This is a genomic window from Pseudomonas sp. MF5691, assembly GCF_016405645.1.
Taxonomy (GTDB): Bacteria; Pseudomonadota; Gammaproteobacteria; order Pseudomonadales; family Pseudomonadaceae; genus Aquipseudomonas; species Aquipseudomonas shahriarae.
Map to the genome: position 1 here is coordinate 53,459 of NZ_JAEKDC010000005.1, position 20,706 is coordinate 74,164.

Consider the following 20,706-nt stretch of genomic DNA (forward strand, 5'->3'; position numbering starts at 1 on the left):
TGCGTTTTACGGCCTCACGCCGGTTCCGGCGCTACGCGTTGCTGTGTTTTACCCTGGGCTTGGGCCCAGTTCTCCGGCAAGTTGATGTAATCCACCAACTCCCGCAACCGCCCCTGATTACGCCCGGTGAAGTTGAACACCAGTCGCGTCAGGTGGCTGAAGTGCGCTTCATCGTGCTCTTCGCCCCCATAGGCCAATTGCTGGAAGTCATCACTCAGCCGCAGGTCAGCGAATGCCGTCTGTATATGCGCCAACGCACGCTCGCTGAGAGGGTGGTTCATGCGCACCACAAACTGGCGTTTCAACCAGCGGGTGGAGTGGAAGTTCGCGTAGAACTGGTTGATTTCGTTCACTGCCTCTTCGGCGCTGTGCACCAGGCGCACCAGCTTGAGGTCGGTGGGCAAGATGTAGCGGTTGGCCTCCAGTTGGCTGCGAATAAAGTCCAGGGCGCCTTGCCAGAATCCACCGCCGGGCTCGTCCAGCAGTACTACTGGAACCAGCGGGCTCTTGCCGGTCTGGATCAGGGTCAAGACTTCCAAGGCTTCATCCAGGGTGCCGAAGCCACCCGGGCACAGCACCAACCCATCGGCTTCCTTGACGAAAAACAGCTTGCGGGTAAAGAAGAAGTGGAACGACAGCAGGTTTTCCGTGCCATCAATGGTCGGGTTGGCATGCTGTTCAAAGGGCAGGGTGATATTGAACCCCAGGCTGTGGGCCAGCCCGGCGCCTTCGTGGGCGGCAGCCATGATGCCGCCGCCACCACCGGTGATGACCATTAGATCCGAACGGGCCAGGGCCGCGCCCACTTCGCGGGCCAGGGCGTAGAGGGGGCTTTCCACTGGGGTGCGGGCCGAACCGAAGACGGTGACCTTGCGGCGGCTTTTGAACTGTTCGAGCACACGAAACGCGTGGTCCAGTTCATTGATTGCTTTCAAGGTGATCTTGGCGTTCCAGCGGTCACGGTCGTCCTGGGCCATGCGCAGCACGGTGAGGATCATGTCGCGATACAGCGAAATATTCGGGCTACTGGGGGCAATCAGGTTGAGTTGCGCTTCGACCTGCTGGGCGAGGTCGGTCCCGTTTCCTGGAAAATGACGATTCAGCAGGTCATTCGGTTGATCAGGCATTCAGCTTCTCCTTCGTTACAGAGCCCCGGCGTCTTATTGCAGGCTGCTGACGGCGACGAAACAGGCTCTGTATGTTCCTTGTGATTAAAAACCTTTGCACTGCAAGTCGCGCGAGGGCAACCTTTTTTGCCCTGGAAATGTTACCGGATGGCTCGATCATGAGCCCCTAAAGTCTTGTCTGGCAATAACTTAATAGGGATTGATCAAGGTTTTGCAGGAAGGGTTGTGGCAAGGAGGCTTGTCTGCCGTTGGGCTGCGTAGCAGCCCCCCTGAGGTCTGGCAGATAGGCCGACAACTCAGGTTCCAGGGCTGCTGCACAGCTCAACAGGGGCCATGTTGGCGCTTGGGGAGGGACTTACTTTTTCTTCTTGGCCGGAGCCGGGCAATCCGCTTCGACGAACTTGACCGACGCCACCGGGCGGTTGGTCTTGTTTTCGGTGATTTCGTAGCGCATCACCGCTCCCTTGGCCATCAATTCGCGATAGCCTTTATTCAGGCAGACGCTCTGTCCCAGCTGGAAATACACGGCCTTGGGGTTGGCGCGCATCTGTTCGGCGCGCTCTGGCAGGACGCTCAGGTGGTCAATCATTTGCATGCCTTCGACGGTGTAGGCCACTTCCAGGGTTTGTTCATCAATTTCCCTGGGCAGGTCCTTGTTGCTTTCTGCCGCGACGCTTTGCAGTTTCTTGTTCATTTGCAGCTCCACCAGGGAGGCTGCCTGGGCGCCTACGGGTAATACCAGCGCCAGGGCGACGGTCGGGGCGGCAAGACGCAACATAAGACGCAGCATGAAACTCTCCTGATTCGGTTACTGGTCCATAGACCCGTCACTGCGCTATGCGTTCAGTGGCGCGGGATTATAGGTGACCTGTCGCCGCGACGGCCAGGCGTATTGGTTGGGCGGCTCTGGTAAACTGCCGGCACTTTTGCTGCCCCGAGTTTTGCCCGTGTCGATTTTCATCGTTTCACAACGGCACCCGCTATGAGTCATGCGGTCTTCCGTCTGCGTACCCAACGCCTGGCCCGTGCCGTCAGCCCTTTTGTCGCACGCGGCTCGCGTGCCGAACGTTGCCCCAGATGCCGGGTCATCCCCGAATACTGCTTGTGTGCGTGGCGCCCCAAGGTTCAGGCCAGGTCGGCCATGTGCCTGTTGATGCATGACGTGGAACCGATGAAACCGAGTAATACCGGTTGGTTGATAGCGGATGTAATCGACGATACAAGTGCTTTTCCCTGGGCGCGCACGGCCGTCGAACCTGAGCTGCTGGCGCTGCTGGCCGACCCGCAATGGCAGCCCTATATCGTCTTCCCCGGCGAGTTTGTAGCGCCGCAGCGGGTGGTCAGCGAGGTCAAGGTGGCGGATGGCAAGCGTCCATTGTTTATCCTGCTGGACGGCACCTGGAGCGAAGCGCGCAAGATGTTCCGCAAGAGCCCGTATCTGGAGCACCTGCCGGTACTGAGCCTGGAACCGGAGCAGTTATCGCGCTACAAGTTGCGCCGCTCCAAGCGCGATGACCATTTCTGCACTGCCGAAGTGGCTGCCTTGTGCCTGGAATTGGCCGAGGACCAGCAGGCTAGCGAAGTGCTGGACGCCTACCTGGATGTTTTCAGTACCCATTACCTGGCGGCCAAGTTCCAGTTGGCGCTGGATCCGACGGACAGTGTCCATACCCGTCTTGCACCTTATCTGTAGGACTTCGCGGCCAGATGACATTTGCATGATGGCACTGCATCGCCTGAGCCGGCTAAAATGCCATCAAGCGTAACTGTTCGTGACAGCCGCTGGCTGGCACCTCGTACGTTGGTGAGCACCGAACCCATCGGTACTCCCATAAAAAACAGGATCATTTAATAAATGGCCACATACGAAATCCTGATTGCCGATGACCATCCGCTGTTCCGTAGCGCGCTGCACCAGGCGGTTACGCTGGAGCTGGGCGTGGATGTACGCCTGGTTGAAGTGGGCAGCATCGCTGAACTGGAAACCCAGCTCACTGACAAGACTGATTGGGATCTGGTGCTGCTGGACCTGAACATGCCCGGCGCCTACGGGTTTTCCGGCCTGGTACTGTTGCGCGGGCAATATCCGCAGATTCCGGTGGTGATGGTGTCGGCCCAGGAAGAGGCCGACGTGGTAGTGCGCTCTCGTGAGTTCGGGGCCAGTGGCTTTATCCCCAAGTCCAGTTCCATGGAGCAGATTCGAGCTGCGGTACGTACGGTGCTGGACGGTGATGTCTCATGGCCGCCCCAGGCATTTGAAGAAATCAACGTGTCTGCCGAAGCCAAGGCCGCCCAGGAAGGGCTCGCCAGCCTGACGCCCCAGCAGTTTCGTGTGCTGACCATGGTCTGCGAAGGCTTGCTGAACAAGCAGATCGCCTATGAGCTGAGCGTATCCGAGGCGACCATCAAGGCGCACGTCACCGCGATTTTCCGTAAGCTGGGCGTGCGCACCCGCACCCAGGCGGCGCTGCTCTTGCAACAGCTTGAGTCAATTTCCCATTAATAGAGCGGTGCTGTTCACGCTTTTTTGACTTGACGTGCTCTAGCTTCCTTCCATCATTTTTTGCTCAGTTGCCTGCCTATGTCGCCGTTCAAGGGTCAAACCGGTATCAAACGTATCTTCAACGCCGGGGGCTATTCCCTGGATGGTTTGCGTGCGGCTTTCACCGGCGAGGCGGCCTTTCGCCAGTTGGTCCTGCTCAACGTGATCCTGATTCCGGTGAGCTTCTTCCTCACGGTCAGCCGCGTAGAGCGCGCACTGTTGATTGCCGTGTGCCTGCTGGCGCTGATTGTCGAGTTGCTCAACTCGGCCGTGGAGGCGGCGATTGATCGGATTTCCCTGGATCGCCACCCGCTGTCGAAAAACGCCAAGGACATGGGCAGCGCCGCGCAATTCGTGGCGCTGACCATGATCACCGTGGTGTGGGCAGTCATCCTGATCTAGGCGATATTCGGCAGCACGATCTCGTCACTGCGCTGTACCCCGGCGGTAAAGGCGCGGCACAGCTCGAGAAATTCGCGCATGGCCGAGGTCTGGTACTTCTGTTTATGCCAGATAAAGTAGAACTGCCGGGCCAGGTCCAGGTCCGGGGTCTCCACCGGCACCAGGCTGCCGCGCCGGAACGCATCCCGTAGTGCCAGCCGGGAAATGCAACCAATCCCCAATCCCGACTCCACTGCGCGCTTGATCGCCTCGGTGTGCTCCAGCTCCAGGCGAATATTCAGCGCGCTGCGATGATGGCGCATAGCCTGATCAAACGTCAGGCGCGTCCCTGAGCCCTGTTCCCGCAGGATCCAGGCTTCATGGGTCAACTGCTCCATGGTCGCCTGCCCGCGCAGGGCCAGGGGGTGCTGGGGCGCGCAGAACACCACCAGTTCATCCTCGACCCAGGTTTGCACCTCGATGTCCGGGTGACTGCAGTCACCCTCGATTAGACCCAGATCAATTTCGTAATGCGCGACCTGATGCACGATATGTGCAGTGTTCTGTACATGCAGCTTCACCTGGCTCTCGGGATGCTGCTGCATGAAGCTGCCGATCAGCAGCGTCGCCAGGTAATTGCCGATGGTCAGGGTGGCGCCGACCGCCAGGGAGCCGAAGCCGGACTTGCCGTTGAGCAGGTCTTCGATTTCCTTGGCCTGGTCCAGCAGCGCCACCGCCTGGGGCAGCAATTGATGACCCAGGGCATTGAGGCTCAGGCGTTTACCGGCGCGGTCGAACAATTGGCAGCTGGATTGGCGCTCCAGCTCGGTGATCGAGGTGCTGGCGGCGGATTGAGATAAGGCCAGAAGGCCAGCAGCGCGAGACACGCTTTCCTGCTGGGCGACGGCGACGAAGACTTGCAGTTGACGGAGAGTAAATCGCATATCTATATAACCGATAACCCTTATCTTAATAATCCAGTTAACAGATATTGTCGCCGCCATTAGAATACTGTGCAATTGCGCACCTATCATTTTTGGCGCTGACCCATTTCCAGGAGTTCCCCGTACATGAGCAACATGAACCACGAGCGTGTCCTCAGTGTTCATCACTGGAACGACACTCTGTTCAGCTTCAAGTGCACCCGCGACCCGGGCCTGCGCTTTGAGAACGGTCAGTTCGTGATGATCGGCCTGCAACAGCCCAATGGCCGCCCGCTCATGCGCGCTTACTCCATCGCCAGCCCGAACTGGGAAGAGCATCTGGAGTTCTTCAGCATCAAGGTTCCGGATGGCCCGCTGACTTCCCAATTGCAGCACTTGAAGGAAGGCGACGAGATCATCATCAGCAAAAAACCGACGGGCACCCTGGTGCTGGACGATTTGAAGCCGGGCAAACACCTGTACCTGCTCAGCACCGGTACGGGCCTCGCGCCCTTTATGAGCGTGATCCAGGACCCGGAAACCTACGAGCGCTTCGAAAAAGTGATCCTGTGCCACGGCGTGCGTTACGTCAACGAAGTCGCCTACCGCGAGTTCATCACCGAGCACCTGCCGCAGAACGAGTTCTTCGGCGAGGCGCTGCGTGAAAAGTTGATCTACTACCCGACCGTGACCCGTGAGCCGTTCGAAAACGAAGGCCGCCTCACCGACCTGATGCGCAGCGGTAAGCTGTTCAGTGATATCGGCCTGCCGCCGATCAATCCTGAAGACGACCGCGCCATGCTGTGCGGTAGCCCGAGCATGCTCGACGAGACCAGCGAAGTGCTGAACAGCTTCGGCCTTAAGGTTTCGCCACGCATGCGTGAGCCGGGTGACTACTTGATCGAGCGTGCGTTCGTCGAGAAGTAAGCGCGACTATAAAAATATGGGAGCTGGCCGGCGTGGGAGCTGGCCAGCTCCCATATTTGTTTTTGGCGTTTATTCGGCCGCAACCACTTCAAGCACGCAAATCACCCCAGCCTCGGGATAGTGCCAACGCACGTCCACATCCCAGAACCGCACACCATACTCGCGCTCCGGCCCTGGCGTCTGATACGCCGGCCGGGGGTCCTGTGCCAGGCACTGCTCAATCAGCTCCACCAACGGCTCGCCAAGGCGCTGGGCGTGGCCTTGTGCCTGGTGCAGCGCGGTCTTCAGCCACTGCACGGGAATCAGCTGTGGCGCGCTGCTTGCGATGCGGTTGGTGGCCGTGTCGATGATGTCGGCATAAGGCACATACGGCTTGATATCCAAGACCGGCGTGCCATCGAGCAAGTCGATCCCGGAAATCCACAGCCGGCCCGGCTCCACCTTGTCCAGCTTCACCACCGACTGGCCGATGCCATTGGGGCGATGGGTCGCGCGGGTGGCAAATACGCCCATGGACGTGTTGCCACCCAGGCGCGGCGGGCGCACTTTCAAGCGCGGCTTGTCTTCCAGGGCCTGATGAAACAGGAACAGCAGCCACACATGGCTGACCTGCTCCAGGCCCTGTACGGCCTCACCCTGGTCGAACGGCGCCACCAGCTCCAGCACGCCCCTGGCGGCGGGCGCCAGTTGGGGTTGGCGCGGGATGGCGAACTTCTCCTTGAAGCAGGAGCGCACGAAACCTACGGGTGAGACGTTGTAGTTCATGGCTTACGCGCGAACCCGCAGGGTCAGGCCCTTGAGGAAGTTACGCAGCAACTGGTCGCCACACGGGCGATAGTTGGTGTGGCCGAACTTGCGGAACAGTGCGCTCAATTCCGGCTTGGACACCGGGAACTCGGCCGCCTTGAGGATGGCGTGCATGTCGTCTTCCTTGAGCTCGAAGGCCACGCGCAGCTTCTTGAGGATGATGTTGTTGGTCACCGGGGTTTCGATCGGCTGCGGGGGACGGCTTTCGTCCTTGCCGCGCTTGAAGATCACCAGGCCATCGAGGAAGTGCGCCATGACTTCGTCGGGGCAGAACACGAAGCCTTCTTCCTCGTCTTTCTTGAGGTAGGTCAGCAGGTCGTCCTTGGACACTTCCATACCGCCGATCTTGATGATCTCGACCATCTTGTTGTCGCTGATGTCGAGCATGTAGCGCACGCTGCGCAGTACGTCGTTGTGAATCATGGTGGGCAATCCTGGTATTCGACTGTAGACATCGCCCGGGCGGGCGATCTCGAGAAATAGGGTGGCTTAGAACTTTTCCTTGCCGGACATGTAGCGCCATTGGCCGACCGGCACCTTGCCGATGGACACGCCGCCAATGCGGATGCGGCGAATGGCCACAACCTTCAGGCCAATGGCTTCGCAGAACAGGGCGATGATGCCGGGCTGCGGGTTTTTCAGGGCAAAGCGCAGGCGGTTCTCGTTCTGCCAGCTGGCTTTGACCGCCGGCAATTCCTTGCCTTTGTACATCAGGCCATGGGCGAGGCGGTTCAGGCCGTGCTCTGCCACGTCGCCGGAGACCTCAACCACATACTCCTGCTCGATCTTGGCGGCATCGGCCGTCAGCTTGCGCAGGATTTTCCAGTCCTGGGTAAACACCAACAGGCCGCTGGCCTTGGCCTGCAGGTCGGCGCTGGCGGTCAGGCGCAGGAAGTGGCCCTTGAGCGGGCGCTTGCTGAAGCGGTGCTCTTCAGACAGGGTTTCGGCGCTCAGGGACTGCATCGCGCTGTCGACATCCACACCAACCGGTGCATGAAACAGGATAGTCACAGGCTCTGGAGCCGTGGCCTTGGCCTCGGGATCAAGTTCGACTTTTTGTGTCGTGACCTTGAACTGTGGCTCATCAATCACTTCGCCATCTACCGAGACCCAGCCGCCTTCGATGAACAGCTCGGCCTCCCGACGGGAGCAACCGACCAGTTCGATAAGGCGTTTGGAGAGGCGTATGGGGTCAGTCATGACAAGGGCCGTAACAAAAGGGGGCAGCTATTGTACCTGCCTGGAGCCGGTTAATCCCGGCCCCATTTCGCCGCAGTTGCTTTTTGTGGGCGCAGGCAAGCCAGCGCCAACATTTGATTTGGGCTGTGTCAGCCGCTGCGTGTTTGCTGCACCTGGCGCAAACGCATATGCAGCAACGGATAGGGCTGGCCCATGCCGTCATGCTCGGTGCGCCCGATCACTTCAAAACCCTGCTTGAGGTAGAAGCCCAGGGCCTGGGGGTTTTGTTCGTTGACGTCCAGTTCATCGGCATTCATCGACGTAACCGCATACTGCAGCAACTGCTGCCCCAGGCCCTGGCCCCGGTAGTGCGGGTCGATAAACAGCATTTCCACCTTGCCCGCCGCAACGCCGGCAAATCCGGTGATCCGTTGGCGCGCGTCCTTGGTGCAGATCAACATCACGGCATCCAGGTAGCGCGTCAGCACCAGGTGTCTCAGGCGCTCGATGTAGCTATCCGGCAGGAAGTCATGGGTGGCTCGCACCGAGGCCTCCCAGATCCGGGTCAATTCCGGGTAGTCGCTGGTTTTCGGGGTGTGGATAACCGAGTGCTGGCCCATGCCCGCTGCTCCTTGCTGCTTGTTGGCGGTGATGGGGCAAACGATAGACCTAAAAAAGCCCCGCATCTTGTCCAGAAGCAGGGCTTTTTCAATTTTTTACCGCTTAGTCGCGTTTTTGCGCCCAGAGGTCGTACTCGTCGGCGTCGGTGACCGTGCACCAGACCTTGTCGCCGGGCTTGAGGCCGCTGGCATCGTCGATAAATACATTACCGTCGATTTCCGGCGCGTCGAAGAAGCAGCGGCCGACCGCGCCTTGCTCGTCCACTTCGTCGATCAGCACTTCGATTTCCTTGCCGATGCGCAGTTGCAGGCGGGCCGAGCTGATGGCTTGTTGATGGGCCATGAAACGCTCCCAACGGTCCTGCTTGACGTCATCCGGCACCACCGCCAGGTCCAGCAGGTTGGCCGGGGCGCCTTCCACCGGCGAGTACTGGAAGCAGCCGACGCGGTCCAGTTGGGCTTCGGTGAGCCAGTCCAGCAGGTACTGGAAGTCTTCTTCGGTTTCGCCGGGGAAGCCCACGATAAAGGTCGAGCGGATGATCAGGTCCGGGCAGATCTCGCGCCAGTTCTTGATCCGCGCCAGGGTCTTGTCTTCGAAGGCCGGGCGTTTCATGGCCTTGAGCACTTTGGGGCTGGCGTGCTGGAACGGGATGTCCAGGTACGGCAGGATCTTGCCGGCGGCCATCAACGGGATCAGTTCGTCGACGTGCGGGTACGGGTACACGTAGTGCAGGCGCACCCACACACCCAGGCTGCTCAGGGCTTCGCACAGTTCGGTCATGCGGGTTTTCACCGGCGCGCCGTTCCAGAAACCGGTGCGGTACTTCACGTCGACGCCGTAGGCACTGGTGTCCTGGGAGATCACCAGCAGCTCTTTGACCCCGGACTTGACCAGACGCTGGGCCTCGTCCAGTACATCGCCCACCGGGCGGCTGACCAGCTTGCCGCGCATCGACGGGATGATGCAGAAGCTGCAACTGTGGTTGCAGCCTTCGGAAATCTTCAGGTACGCATAGTGACGCGGGGTCAGCTTGATGCCCTGGGGTGGCACCAGGTCGATCAGCGGGTTGTGGTCCTGGCGCGGCGGCACCACATCGTGCACGGCGTTGACCACCTGCTCGTACTGCTGCGGACCGGTCACCGCCAGCACGCTTGGGTGCACGTTGCGGATATTGCCTTCTTCCACGCCCATGCAGCCGGTGACGATGACCTTGCCGTTTTCCTTGATGGCTTCGCCGATCACTTCCAGGGACTCTGCCTTGGCCGAGTCAATGAAGCCACAGGTGTTGACCACCACCACGTCAGCGTCCTGGTAGGTGGACACAACGTCGTAGCCTTCCATGCGCAGTTGCGTGAGGATGCGCTCGGAGTCGACCAGAGCCTTCGGGCAACCCAGGGAAACAAAGCCAACCTTTGGGTTGGCTTTTGCGATGGTGGTGGACATGTCTAACCTCGGTATTGAATGACGCCGCCAGTCGGGCACGACAGGGCAACGGATGGGCACTTGATGTGCCTCTGATCAAAAAGTGCGCAATTCTAGCGACGGGAAACGCGCTTGACCAGCTTTATGCAGGGAAATACGACGAGTGCTGCGTTATGCTGCGCGCCGTTGCATCGAGGTAGATCGGTAGTCAACAAATAATCTGTTACTAGAAGTACAGCAGTACACGCTGTGTATAGCTTGGCGTTGGGCTTAAGTGTATAGCTGTGCTGCTTATAGAAGACCTCAGGTCAAAAGGGCGGGAGTGGTTGATGGGTCAGGTAAATAGTCAGGCGGCAGGTGCCGGGCACTCCAGCGCAAAGCCAATCGGCATGTTGGTGGCCGCGGTCGGGGTGGTTTATGGCGATATCGGCACCAGCCCGCTCTACACCCTTAAAGAGGTGTTTTCCGGCAATTACGGGGTCCAGGTCAATCATGACGGCGTGCTGGGGATCCTGGCGCTGATTTTCTGGTCGCTGATCTGGGTGGTGTCCATCAAGTACATGTTGTTCGTGCTGCGCGCCGACAACCAGGGCGAGGGCGGCATCATGGCTCTGACGGCGCTGGCCCGACGGGCGGCGGGCAATCACCCGCGGCTGCGCAGTTTCCTGGTGGTGTGCGGCCTGTGCGGTGCGGCGTTGTTCTATGGCGACAGCATGATCACCCCGGCGATTTCCGTGTTGTCGGCCATCGAGGGCCTGGAACTGGCGTTCGACGGCCTGAAGCATTGGGTCGTGCCCGTGGCGCTGGTGGTGCTGGTGGGGCTGTTCCTGATCCAGAAACATGGCACCGACCGCATCGGCAAGCTGTTCGGGCCGGTGATGGTCACCTGGTTTTTGGTGCTGGGTGGCCTGGGTATCTATGGCATCGTCCAGCACCCTGAAGTGCTCAACGCGATGAACCCGATGTGGGGCGTGCGCTTCTTCATGGTCCACCCGGGTATCGGCGTGGCGATCCTCGGCGCCGTGGTGCTGGCCTTGACCGGTGCCGAAGCGCTGTATGCCGACATGGGCCATTTCGGCCGCAAACCCATTGCCCGCGCCTGGTTTATCCTGGTGCTGCCGGCCCTGGTGCTCAACTATTTTGGCCAGGGCGCGATGCTGCTGGGTGACCCCGAGGCCGCGCGCAACCCGTTCTACCTGCTGGCGCCAAGCTGGGCACTGCTGCCGCTGGTGGGCTTGTCCACCCTGGCCACGGTGATTGCTTCCCAGGCGGTGATTTCCGGTGCGTTCTCGTTGACGCGCCAGGCAATCCAGCTTGGTTACATCCCGCGCATGCATATCCAGCACACCTCCAGCGCCGAGCAAGGCCAGATCTACATTGGCGCGGTGAACTGGTCGCTGATGGTTGGCGTGATCCTGCTGGTGCTGGGCTTCGAGTCTTCGGGCGCCCTGGCCTCGGCCTACGGGGTGGCCGTGACCGGAACCATGCTGATGACCACGATCCTCGTCTCCGCGGTGATGCTGCTGCTGTGGAAATGGCCGCCGGTCCTGGCAGTCCCGGTGTTGCTGGGCTTTTTGCTGGTGGATGGCCTGTTCTTTGCGGCCAACGTGCCGAAGGTAGTGCAGGGCGGTGCGTTCCCGGTATTGGCGGGGATCGTGCTGTTTGTGCTGATGACCACCTGGAAGCGCGGCAAGCAATTACTGGTAGAGCGCCTGGACGAGGGCGGGCTGCCGCTGCCGATCTTTATCAGCAGCATCCGCGTCCAGCCGCCCCATCGCGTGCAGGGCACGGCGGTGTTCCTCACCGCCCGTCCGGACGCGGTGCCCCACGCCTTGCTGCATAACCTGTTGCATAACCAGGTGCTGCACGAGCAGGTGGTGCTGCTGACGGTGGTCTATGAAGATATCCCGCGCGTCCCGGCCCAGCGCCGCTTCGAGGTGGATTCCTATGGCGACGGTTTCTTCCGCGTGATCCTGCACTTTGGCTTTACCGATGAGCCGGACGTGCCCGAAGCCCTGAAGCTGTGCCATCTGGACGACCTGGACTTCAGCCCTATGCGCACCACCTACTTCCTCAGCCGCGAGACGGTCATCGCCTCCAAGCTCGAAGGCATGGCGCGCTGGCGCGAAGGGTTGTTTGCTTTCATGCTGAAGAACGCCAACGGCAACCTGCGCTTCTTCAAGCTGCCGGTGAACCGGGTGATTGAGTTGGGCACCCAGGTAGAAATGTAGGCCGTGTTGAAAACAGAACCGCGATGGGCTGTATGCCATCGCGGTTTTTTTTGGCCTGTCGATCCTTGGTTGAATCATCGCCTTTTAAAGCCTGGGGGGTGTGCTAACGTCTTTTTATCCAAGTTTGTCGTCTGGCCCATGAGGATCCACTTACTAGGGAAAGCCAAAGATGAAGCGCACGCTCTCAGGATTGGTGTCAGGCATCACGCTTTTAGTTGTAGGTTGTTCGTCCAGCAGCATTGATATACCGCCCGTCGTCCCCCAGGCTTTGCCCTTTGCCGACGCTCACTTCCACCCTTCCAATTACGCCTATCAGGGCGTTTCGTTGAAAACCCTACTGTCAGACTATTTATCGGCCAGTGTGGTCCGTTCGGTGGTGATGCCGCTGCCGTTGCAGCAGCGCTGGGACAGTTTTGAACACTATCAGGTGATGGACCCTTCCGGTCGTTTGTATGGCGCCAACTACTACATCGGCCCCAAGGCGGACTTGTACTATTACGCCTTCGCGGACGCGATGTATGCCAGGGAGTACCTGCAGTTGTCAGCGGCGGATCAGGGGCGGCTGGACCTTATGATTACCGGCTTCAACCCCATGGACCGGTATGGGGCCCAGCACATCAAGCGGGTGCTGCTGACCTTTCCGGGGGCGTTTGCCGGTATCGGTGAGTTCACGGTGCACAAGGAGTTGGTGTCACGCAAGATCGCCGGCGAGACCATCCGCAGCACTGCCACCGTGCCGCTACCCGCTGACCTCGATAAGAAAGGCACGATGTCGCTGTATGCCCAGTCCCTGGTAGATCTGCTGAAGGTGGCCGAAGAGACCGGTCTGGTCGTGACGCTACACAACGACTTGTACCAGACCGAAGTCAACTACGACGGTACGGTGGAGGATGTCTTCCCTGGCCGGACCTATGAGGCGGCCCTCAAGCATTTGTGCAGCGCGGCCCCCAGTGCTTCGGTGATCTGGGCGCACACCGGGCTGGGGCGCTATGTAAAACCGACGTCCACCCACTTGAAGACCGTTGCTCGTATTCTCGACAGCTGCCCGGCATGGGTAGTGGATATTTCCTGGGATCTGGTCCAGAAAAATATTATTCACCCCGGACCTGGCATGCCGCCCGTCAATGAGTGGATCGGCTTTTTCAATCAGTACAGCAGCCGGGTGTTATGGGGCTCCGATACCGTGATGTTCAGCAAGAACACGCTAGAGTTGCCGGACAAGGTGGTACCTGGCCAGCGCCTCACGGTCGAGCAATACCTGGCGCTTCCCGAGTTGATCCGACCGCTGTTCAGTCGACTGCCACCTGATGTCGCGGAAAAAATCAGTCACGGCAACTACGTGCGTCTGTTTGATGAAGCGCGGCGCAAGGTGCGAGCCTGGGAGGCCAGTCACGCGCAGGATGATGTGTGGGATCTTTCCGGACCGTCGGCAGCGGTGCGCTGAGGCCCACTAAAAAGCCCTCGTTACCGTGAGGCAGCGAGGGCTTTTTGTTGTACGGCGATTAACCTGCAATGGGATCTACGGTAGGAGCAGACGTTACTCTGCCTTGACCTGACGCTTCTCGATGATATCCACCAGGCGCTTGGCCAATGCCGGGTAGTTCTCGTCGAAGTGATGGCCGCCCGGTAGCTTCATGGCTTCGCCCACGGCGGTCTTGTCGGTGCAGCCGCTCTCATCGACTTCTTCCTCACCGTAGATGCACACCACTTTGGCCGCTGGCAGCTTGGCCATTTCCGGGCCGGTGGCGGCTTCCTTGCCGGCGTTGCCCAGCCAGCCTTCCACTTCGATCTCGAAGCTGCCGGTGCGGGCAAAGGCCAGCAGGATAATGGCGTCGACCCGCTGCTGTTCGGCTTCCGGCAGGCGGTTGTAGATAGCTGGCAGTACATCGGCACCGAACGAGTAACCCGTCAGCACAAAGCGTTTGGTGCCCCATTTCTGCCGGTAGTGCTGCATCAGTTCGGTCAGGTCTTTGGCGCTCTGTTCCGGGCTTTTGTGCTGCCAGTAGTAGCGCAGGGTGTCGACGCCGACCACCGGGTAGCCGATCTTCGCCATCTCGCCGGCCACGTCGCGGTCCAGGTCGCGCCAGCCGCCGTCGCCGGAGAGGAACAGGGTCACGGTGTCCTTGGCCTGGCCGGCCGGTACTTCGACCACCGGGATCGCCAGGCCGCCATTGTCCGAGCCCACCAGTTGCTTGCGCAGTTCATTGTTCAGCACTTGCGGGTAGTTGATGTCGTAGTCGCTGATGCTGGTGGTGGCACGCGGGGTGTCGCGTACGAAACTGGCGCTTTCGTCGTCGGGGTTGTCGTTCCAGGCCACCAGCCAGTTGCCGTGGGCGGCGGTCTTGGGCAGTGGGTCCGTGCAACCTTCCTGGACCAGGGCAAAGCCCACCGAGATGGCGTTGGCCTTGTCGTCGTTCTGCGTCGCCAGCCAGCGCCAGGCCAGGCCGGCGCCAGGGCCGATGCCGCTGACCAGGGTGGCCGGGCCCTTGAGTTGGCCCAGCGCCGCTTGCAGGGCTTGTTCCTGCAGTTTGCAGTCTTCCTTGGGCAGGATCACTTGCACGATCTGCGCGCTGCCGCCCTGGCTCAAGGCAATCAGTTGATTATCGGTCAGGCTGGCGTCGGCCATCACGGCGACCGCTACGCGGGCCTTGGTGGGGGTACCCGGTGTTACGCGGGTCATGCTCGAGCCGTCGGCCTGGGGCAACTGTTCCAGGGTCGGTTGGGGGGCAGGGCGATTCCAGTACCAGTAGCCGCCACCGAGGATCAGGGCCAGCACCACCAGACCTGCCAATACATACCGCCAGGAGCGTCGAATCATCAGCGTTTCACCAATCCAGTCAAGCCGCCTGCGATCAGGGCGGCGGTATCGGCCAGTGCCACCAGCGGATCAAGTCCTGCGGGCACGGCCATGTAGCGAGGTTCCCAGTCAGGCTGGAACTTGTCTTTGAAGCGGCGCAAACCTTGGAAGTTATACAGTTGCTCGCCACGGCGGAATACCATCGAGCCCAGGCGCTGGGTCAGCGGTGCGCCACGACGCGGTTGCAGGCCCGACAACGGCACCATGCCGAGGCTGAAGCGTGCATAGTTGTGGCTTTTATAATGCTGGATCAAGCCGACCATCATGAACTCCATGGTCAGCTTTGGTGCGTCGGGGTGCGCGCGCATCAGGTCCAGGCTGGCCAGGTCATGGCTGTAGGTCTCCAGCAGGTTGGCGAAGGCCACCGGCTGCCCCTCGAAGCGAATCACCGCGATGCGAAAATGCTTGAGGTATTCATCGCTGAAACGGCCGAGGGAGAAGCCCTTTTCCCGCACGTTCTTGCCGGTCAGCCAGGCATCGGAAATGACTTTCAGCGCGTCCATGGGCGCCTGCCCCGGCTCGAAGATTTCCAGAGACAGGCCGTCCCGCGTCCCGCGGTTCCAGGTGTAGCGCAGGTCCTTCATCTCCTTGCCCTTGGCTTCCAGGTCAAAGCGCTTGAGATCGACCCGGGCTTCTTCGCCCAGCTTGATCGCCGTCAGGCCGATATCCATATAGAAGGGCAGGTTCTCTGCGCGCACCTGGTAGAACACCGGGCGGGCGTGATGGATATCGCACAGGTCGCGGAACTGCCAGATCATCTCGGCCCTTGGCTGGGTCGGGCCGATCGGGTCGTACAGCGCCACCAGGCTACGGCCACGGCGGGCATACATCAGGAAGGCTTCGTCGTTGGGGTGGAACAGTAGGGCCTTGTCGCCGGTCAGGGCCAGGCCGCCGTCGGGTTGCGACGAGGCCATCAGGATCTTGGTGGCCCGCTCCAGCTCATCGGCGCTCGGCAGGTGGATCACCGGGCGTGCGGTGCGCAACAGCCAGGTCAGCGAGACAATCACCAACAGGATTGCGGCGCCCAGCAGCGAGCGCAGGCCACGCGGGGCGTTGGCGTCGAGGGTGAACTGCCACCACAGTTGATGGCTATAAGGCACATCCTGATAGGCAAACAGCAGCAGCCAGATCGACGCACCGAGCACGCAGACGCTGGCCACCAGATACAGCGGCGAGAACGGCAACTCGGTCAGGCGGCTGGCGCGGTAGAACGAGCGCCGGAAGATCGCCAGCAGCACGGCGGTGGTGGTCATCAGGCTGGCTTCTTCCCAGTCGAAGCCTTTGAGCAGTGAGAGCAGGGCGCCCACCAGCAGCAGCACCATGGTCAGCATCCAGGCTGCCGACAGGCGTCGACGCAGGCCCTGGGCCAGCAACAGGCACAGCACGCCGATCAGGCTGGCGCCAAAGTGCGAGGCGTCAATCAGGCGGTGGGGAATCAGGAAGCCGATGTTTTCCAGGCGTGAGTCGATTTCCGGGGTGGCGCCGGAGAACAGCAGCACCACCCCGGACAAAAAAACCAGCACGGCCAACACCGGTGCCGCGAGGCCCGAGGCCACCCGCAGGCTCTGCTGGGTCTGGAACAGACGCTGAGCCTCGCTGATCAGTAGGAAGATGCATGCGATCAACAGCGGCAGCACCACGTAGATCATGCGGTACAGCAGCAGTGCGGCGGCCAGCGGCGCGGCGCCGAGCGTGTCGGCAAATGCGGCCAGCAGGATCGCTTCGAATACCCCGACGCCGCCTGGTACATGGCTCAGGACACCGGCGGCAAGCGCCAGCAGGTAAACCAGCAGGAACGGACCGAATGGCGGCGCTTCTGGCAGCAGCAGATAAAGCACGGTAGCGGCAGCGGCGACGTCCAGGGCGGTGATGATCAATTGCAGGAAGGTCAGTCGGCGCCCTGGCAGGCGCAAGGTGCGGCGGCCGACTCTGACTAGCAGGTTGTCGGGGTAGGGTTGTTCTGGCGTTCGACGGCGATAAATCCCGATACACAGTACGACCGAGAGTAATAGCACCGCACCGGCGATTGCGCCGAGCAACGTTGCGGGCAAGTGCAGGGCATTGGAGGCGGCGGGCAGGTTGCTCAGGGTGGCCAGGGCTGCGAGCGGCGGTAGGGCGCAGCCCAGGGCCAGGCTGGCAAACACCGTCATCCGGGCAACTTCCGAAGCCCCGATGCCATGCCGTGCATATAAGCGGTAGCGCACCGAGCCGCCGGACAGCATCGACAGGCCAATCGCATTGCCAATGGCGAACGCGGTAAAGCCGCCATAGGCCAAAGTCTTGGCCGGCAGTTTTACCCCGGCGTAGCGTGCGCCGGAAAATTCGTAGCCCAATAGAATGATGAAACCGGCGATCGCGGCGGCGAAGGCGCCCAGCAAGGCGGGCTGCGGCACCTCCAGGATCGAGTCGTGGAGGGCGTAAAGATCCAGCTCCAGGAGCAAGTGGCGGCAAGCGATCAAGGCAATGGTAAACAGCAGCAAAGTGACTGCCAGCCCAATGGGTTGACGATACTTGCTCAACCGATCCAGCCAGCGCAGACGGGTGGGGGTGATCGGTTGTGTGGCTGTGACAGTGTCTTGTGGTTCAGACGAATTGGCGCGCATCAATCACCTCGTGGATTGTGCGCGACAGGATGGGGGTATCCAGCCAAGTTACCAATCCCTATGTACAAAATAATTACAAATAGTAACGCGGATCACCGGGGCCGGCGACAGCGTCCATTGGTCGCGCAAGGGTGTGCTCGGCACTCGAGCATGGCCTGCAATTGGATGGAGTCCGAAACCCATGAGCGGTTTCCTGAAAGATGCCATGCCATTGTTTCAAAAGAACTTTTCAGTCAGACACAAAAAAGGCCACTCTTTCGAGTAGCCTTTCTTGATGTTTGGTTGCGGGAGCCGGATTTGAACCGACGACCTTCGGGTTATGAGCCCGACGAGCTACCAGACTGCTCCATCCCGCGTCTGTGGGCGGCATTCTACAGCGCAACGACGAGGTGTCAACCGTTAATGGCATAAAGGGCCAAATAACTGCAAATTAGCCTAAGTGCTCGATTGAGCACGACTTTTCACTACGTCGGCATATTGCATCAGGCGGCAGGGCAAAAACCTGCGCGCACAAAAAAGGCCACTCTTTCGAGTAGCCTTTCTTGATGTTTGGTTGCGGGAGCCGGATTTGAACCGACGACCTTCGGGTTATGAGCCCGACGAGCTACCAGACTGCTCCATCCCGCGTCTGTGTGTCGGCATTCTACAGAGGAATGACACTGTGTCAACCACGGATTCAAAGAAAAGCGCTTGTGCTTCAATCGCTTAGCTCTCCAAATCAACTGCTGGAAGGGTTTGCGGCCAGTCAGACCGTGGCTTCCAGCTCTATTGGAGCGTGTTCTTCGATTGAGAAAATAAATTCATCCGGGCTTTTTCCTACCGCTTTGTCAGATGATTCAAAGTACTGGTGCTATATACAGGTGTGAATGCGATACTGGCGATCCGTCCACTTTATGTCCTGATCACGCCTCTCTTTATATGACGCAGCGCAAAATCATCCACGTCGACTGTGACTGCTTCTACGCTGCCATCGAAATGCGGGATAACCCGAGCCTGGCGCAAAAGCCCCTGGCGGTAGGTGGCTCGGCGGACCGGCGCGGGGTGATCGCCACCTGCAATTACGAGGCGCGGGCCTACGGCGTGCGGTCGGCCATGTCCTCGCGCCATGCGTTGAAACTGTGCCCCGACCTGACCATCGTCAAGCCGCGTATGGATGCCTATAAAGAAGCATCGAAAGAAATCCACACGATTTTCCGTGACTACACCGATCTGATCGAGCCGTTGTCGCTGGACGAAGCCTATCTGGATGTTTCCGATTGCGCGCATTTCGGCGGCAGCGCCACGCGTATTGCCCAGGATATCCGTCGGCGGGTCTCCAATCAGTTGCATATCACGGTTTCTGCGGGGGTGGCGCCGAACAAGTTCCTGGCCAAGATCGCCAGCGACTGGAAAAAGCCCAATGGACTGTTTGTGATCACCCCGGATCAGGTGGAGGACTTTGTTTCGGCGCTGCCCGTGAGCAAGTTGCATGGCGTCGGCAAGGTCACTGCTGAAAAACTGGCGCGGCTGGGAATAGAGGACTGCCTGCAACTGCGCGAGTGGAACAAGTTGGCGCTGGTGCGGGAATTCGGCAGTTTCGGTGAGCGGTTATGGAGTTTGGCGCGTGGGATTGATGACCGGGCGGTGCATAACGACAGCCGCCGGCAATCCATCAGCGTAGAGAATACCTACGATGTCGATCTACCGGACCTGCCCAGTTGCCTGGAAAAACTCCCTGAGCTGATGGAGACCCTGGCCGGGCGCATGCAGCGTATCGACAGCAGTTATCGGCCGGGTAAACCCTTTGTCAAAGTGAAGTTCCATGATTTTACCCAGACCACCCTGGAACAGGCGGGGGCAGGGCGGGACCTGGAGAGTTACCGGCAGTTGCTGACCCAGGCGTTCAATCGCGGGGGTAAGCCGGTGCGATTGCTGGGGATTGGTGTGCGCTTGCTCGATTTGAGCATGGGCAATGAACAGCTGGAGCTGTCCTGGTAGACGGCTGAAGGTGGGCCTTATGTGGGAGCGGGCTTGCCCGCGATGGCAGTGGGTCAGTCGAATAAATCTAACCTGACACTCCGCTATCGCGGGCAAGCCCGCTCCCACACAAGCCCGCTCCTACATTGAGTGCTGCCTCAGCGGGTACCCGGGTCAGCCACCAGACGGCCGCCATCCTGGGTCAGCGCCTTGAGAAATTCCTGCTGCAACTCCGGATCATTGCGCGTCAGTTCAATCAGGCTCTGTTCCAGTTCGCTGGCTTCTTCTTCCAGGCCCAGCTCCGACAAGCGCTTGACCCGATGCACCCATTGGCTGACTTCGTCATCCTCCAGGTCGTCGTAGATCAAGGCATGGGCTTCCAGCAGCTTGCCGCGCAAAGTGGTGCTGATGGCCAGGGATGAGTCCGAGTGCACGTCGTCCTGGGCATCTTCAATGCTGATCCGCAAGGTGCGGACCTGGCTCAGGTCCTGCTCGGCAAACGGGCTGTCCAGCAGGTTCAGGCGCAGGACGCCATTGCGGTCGGTAGTCATCTCGTGGGTCTGCTTGCCGGCCTTGACCTGCACCGGTCGCTCGCTCCACGGCAGGCTGGTGTATTCCAGGCGGCGGTCACGCTGGATTTCGTCGATGCCTGCCAGGTTCTGCTGCGCCCGGCCGTGTGACTGCACGTTCATGAACGGGTTGAGCCCGGCCACGCCGTAGCTGATCCAGTCATGGGTCATGCTGTCGGGCAGGTTGCCCAGGGCAAAGATGTTCGCCACATTGGCCCCGGCGCCCGCGACCACTGCCACGGCACCCAGCGGGATCTCATAGAGTTCGCGCCAGGGCTGGTAGGGCGTGTAGCGATCATAGTGGCGCGTGACTTCAAACTCAGTGACTTCGAAAGTCCGCTGTTCATGAATACGCACGCGGCGTTGCGGCAGCTCAAGTACTTTGGGTTCGCCGACATCAATCTGCAGGCTGTGGTCGAGCAATTTGCGCTCGATCCGTTCCTCGTGCTCGCTACGCTGCGACATGTGATTGGCGCAGCCGCTGACCAGCAGGGCGCCGCACAAGGCGGCGCCCCCCAGGGCTTTGGTGTTTCGCTTGAACATGACTTCTCTTGATCTGGT

General features: G+C 60.2%; 18 protein-coding genes and 2 tRNA genes. 7 read left to right on the top strand and 13 right to left on the bottom strand.

Annotation, left to right across the window (positions count from 1 at the left end):
* Positions 1–14 precede the first annotated feature (14 nt).
* A complete protein-coding gene (locus JFT44_RS09440; RefSeq protein WP_057439358.1) occupies positions 15–1,127 on the bottom strand; it encodes a TIGR00730 family Rossman fold protein in 1,113 nt (370 codons plus the stop codon).
* Between the two features lie 355 nt (positions 1,128–1,482).
* Positions 1,483–1,917: a PA3611 family quorum-sensing-regulated virulence factor gene (locus JFT44_RS09445; RefSeq protein WP_198830588.1), complete on the bottom strand. Its 435-nt coding sequence runs from the start codon at positions 1,915–1,917 to the stop codon at positions 1,483–1,485.
* A 192-nt stretch (positions 1,918–2,109) separates the two neighbouring features.
* Between JFT44_RS09445 and JFT44_RS09450 the strand changes: the two genes are divergently transcribed.
* The 3 genes from JFT44_RS09450 (at position 2,110) to JFT44_RS09460 (ending at position 4,071) form a co-directional block, all read left to right on the top strand.
* On the top strand, positions 2,110–2,820 hold the full coding sequence (locus JFT44_RS09450) for a tRNA-uridine aminocarboxypropyltransferase (protein WP_057439360.1): 711 nt from the start codon (positions 2,110–2,112) through the stop codon (positions 2,818–2,820).
* A gap of 162 nt (positions 2,821–2,982) precedes the next feature.
* Entirely contained in the window at positions 2,983–3,630 is a 648-nt protein-coding gene (erdR, locus tag JFT44_RS09455; RefSeq protein ID WP_057439361.1) for a response regulator transcription factor ErdR, read from the top strand.
* A gap of 72 nt (positions 3,631–3,702) precedes the next feature.
* Positions 3,703–4,071: a diacylglycerol kinase gene (locus JFT44_RS09460; RefSeq protein ID WP_170060130.1), complete on the top strand. Its 369-nt coding sequence runs from the start codon at positions 3,703–3,705 to the stop codon at positions 4,069–4,071.
* On the opposite strand, the gene JFT44_RS09465 is transcribed toward JFT44_RS09460, so the two are convergent.
* A complete protein-coding gene (locus JFT44_RS09465; RefSeq protein ID WP_032858383.1) occupies positions 4,068–4,994 on the bottom strand; it encodes a LysR family transcriptional regulator in 927 nt (308 codons plus the stop codon). The genes JFT44_RS09460 and JFT44_RS09465 overlap by 4 nt on opposite strands.
* Positions 4,995–5,120: 126 nt before the next feature.
* On the opposite strand from JFT44_RS09465, the gene fpr reads away from it, so the two are divergent.
* On the top strand, positions 5,121–5,900 hold the full coding sequence (gene fpr, locus JFT44_RS09470; RefSeq protein ID WP_003172178.1) for a ferredoxin-NADP reductase: 780 nt from the start codon (positions 5,121–5,123) through the stop codon (positions 5,898–5,900).
* 69 nt (positions 5,901–5,969) lie between these two features.
* Here the strand turns inward: fpr and tsaA are convergent, their stop codons facing one another.
* The 5 genes from tsaA to rimO all read right to left on the bottom strand — a co-directional run bounded on the left by tsaA (position 5,970) and on the right by rimO (position 9,950).
* Positions 5,970–6,665, bottom strand: coding sequence for a tRNA (N6-threonylcarbamoyladenosine(37)-N6)-methyltransferase TrmO (gene tsaA, locus JFT44_RS09475; protein ID WP_057439363.1), 696 nt, complete (start codon positions 6,663–6,665; stop codon positions 5,970–5,972).
* Positions 6,666–6,668: 3 nt separating this feature from the next.
* The gene (locus tag JFT44_RS09480; RefSeq protein ID WP_057439364.1) at positions 6,669–7,130 is read right to left on the bottom strand and encodes a DUF1456 family protein; all 462 of its coding nucleotides are present in this window, start codon (positions 7,128–7,130) and stop codon (positions 6,669–6,671) included.
* 66 nt (positions 7,131–7,196) lie between these two features.
* The gene (locus JFT44_RS09485) at positions 7,197–7,907 is read right to left on the bottom strand and encodes an rRNA pseudouridine synthase (RefSeq protein WP_057439365.1); all 711 of its coding nucleotides are present in this window, start codon (positions 7,905–7,907) and stop codon (positions 7,197–7,199) included.
* Positions 7,908–8,035: 128 nt separating this feature from the next.
* Positions 8,036–8,506 carry a GNAT family N-acetyltransferase gene (locus tag JFT44_RS09490; protein WP_057439366.1) on the bottom strand — a complete coding sequence of 157 codons (471 nt, stop codon included), beginning with the start codon at positions 8,504–8,506 and terminating at the stop codon, positions 8,036–8,038.
* 103 nt (positions 8,507–8,609) lie between these two features.
* Positions 8,610–9,950 (bottom strand): 30S ribosomal protein S12 methylthiotransferase RimO, encoded by a 1,341-nt coding sequence (gene rimO, locus JFT44_RS09495; protein WP_057439367.1) that lies wholly within the window; start codon positions 9,948–9,950, stop codon positions 8,610–8,612.
* A gap of 308 nt (positions 9,951–10,258) precedes the next feature.
* Between rimO and JFT44_RS09500 the strand changes: the two genes are divergently transcribed.
* Together JFT44_RS09500 and JFT44_RS09505 are read left to right on the top strand one after the other, a co-directional pair.
* Entirely contained in the window at positions 10,259–12,160 is a 1,902-nt protein-coding gene (locus tag JFT44_RS09500; protein WP_057958632.1) for a potassium transporter Kup, read from the top strand.
* Positions 12,161–12,485: 325 nt separating this feature from the next.
* On the top strand, positions 12,486–13,604 hold the full coding sequence (locus JFT44_RS09505) for an amidohydrolase family protein (protein ID WP_198830589.1): 1,119 nt from the start codon (positions 12,486–12,488) through the stop codon (positions 13,602–13,604).
* A 93-nt stretch (positions 13,605–13,697) separates the two neighbouring features.
* On the opposite strand, the gene JFT44_RS09510 is transcribed toward JFT44_RS09505, so the two are convergent.
* From JFT44_RS09510 to JFT44_RS09525, 4 genes are all read right to left on the bottom strand, one after another.
* The gene (locus JFT44_RS09510) at positions 13,698–14,978 is read right to left on the bottom strand and encodes a virulence factor family protein (protein ID WP_057958634.1); all 1,281 of its coding nucleotides are present in this window, start codon (positions 14,976–14,978) and stop codon (positions 13,698–13,700) included.
* Positions 14,978–17,620 carry a bifunctional lysylphosphatidylglycerol flippase/synthetase MprF gene (mprF, locus tag JFT44_RS09515; RefSeq protein WP_057958635.1) on the bottom strand — a complete coding sequence of 881 codons (2,643 nt, stop codon included), beginning with the start codon at positions 17,618–17,620 and terminating at the stop codon, positions 14,978–14,980. The genes JFT44_RS09510 and mprF overlap by 1 nt, the downstream gene beginning before the upstream one ends.
* Before the next feature lie 279 nt (positions 17,621–17,899).
* Positions 17,900–17,976, bottom strand: a tRNA-Met gene (locus tag JFT44_RS09520).
* 194 nt (positions 17,977–18,170) lie between these two features.
* Positions 18,171–18,247: transfer RNA gene (locus JFT44_RS09525), tRNA-Met, on the bottom strand.
* A gap of 291 nt (positions 18,248–18,538) precedes the next feature.
* On the opposite strand from JFT44_RS09525, the gene dinB reads away from it, so the two are divergent.
* Positions 18,539–19,597: a DNA polymerase IV gene (gene dinB / locus JFT44_RS09530; RefSeq protein ID WP_057439370.1), complete on the top strand. Its 1,059-nt coding sequence runs from the start codon at positions 18,539–18,541 to the stop codon at positions 19,595–19,597.
* A 137-nt stretch (positions 19,598–19,734) separates the two neighbouring features.
* Here dinB and JFT44_RS09535 read toward each other — a convergent pair whose 3' ends face one another.
* A complete protein-coding gene (locus JFT44_RS09535) occupies positions 19,735–20,688 on the bottom strand; it encodes a hypothetical protein (RefSeq protein ID WP_057958637.1) in 954 nt (317 codons plus the stop codon).
* Positions 20,689–20,706: the final 18 nt, after the last annotated feature.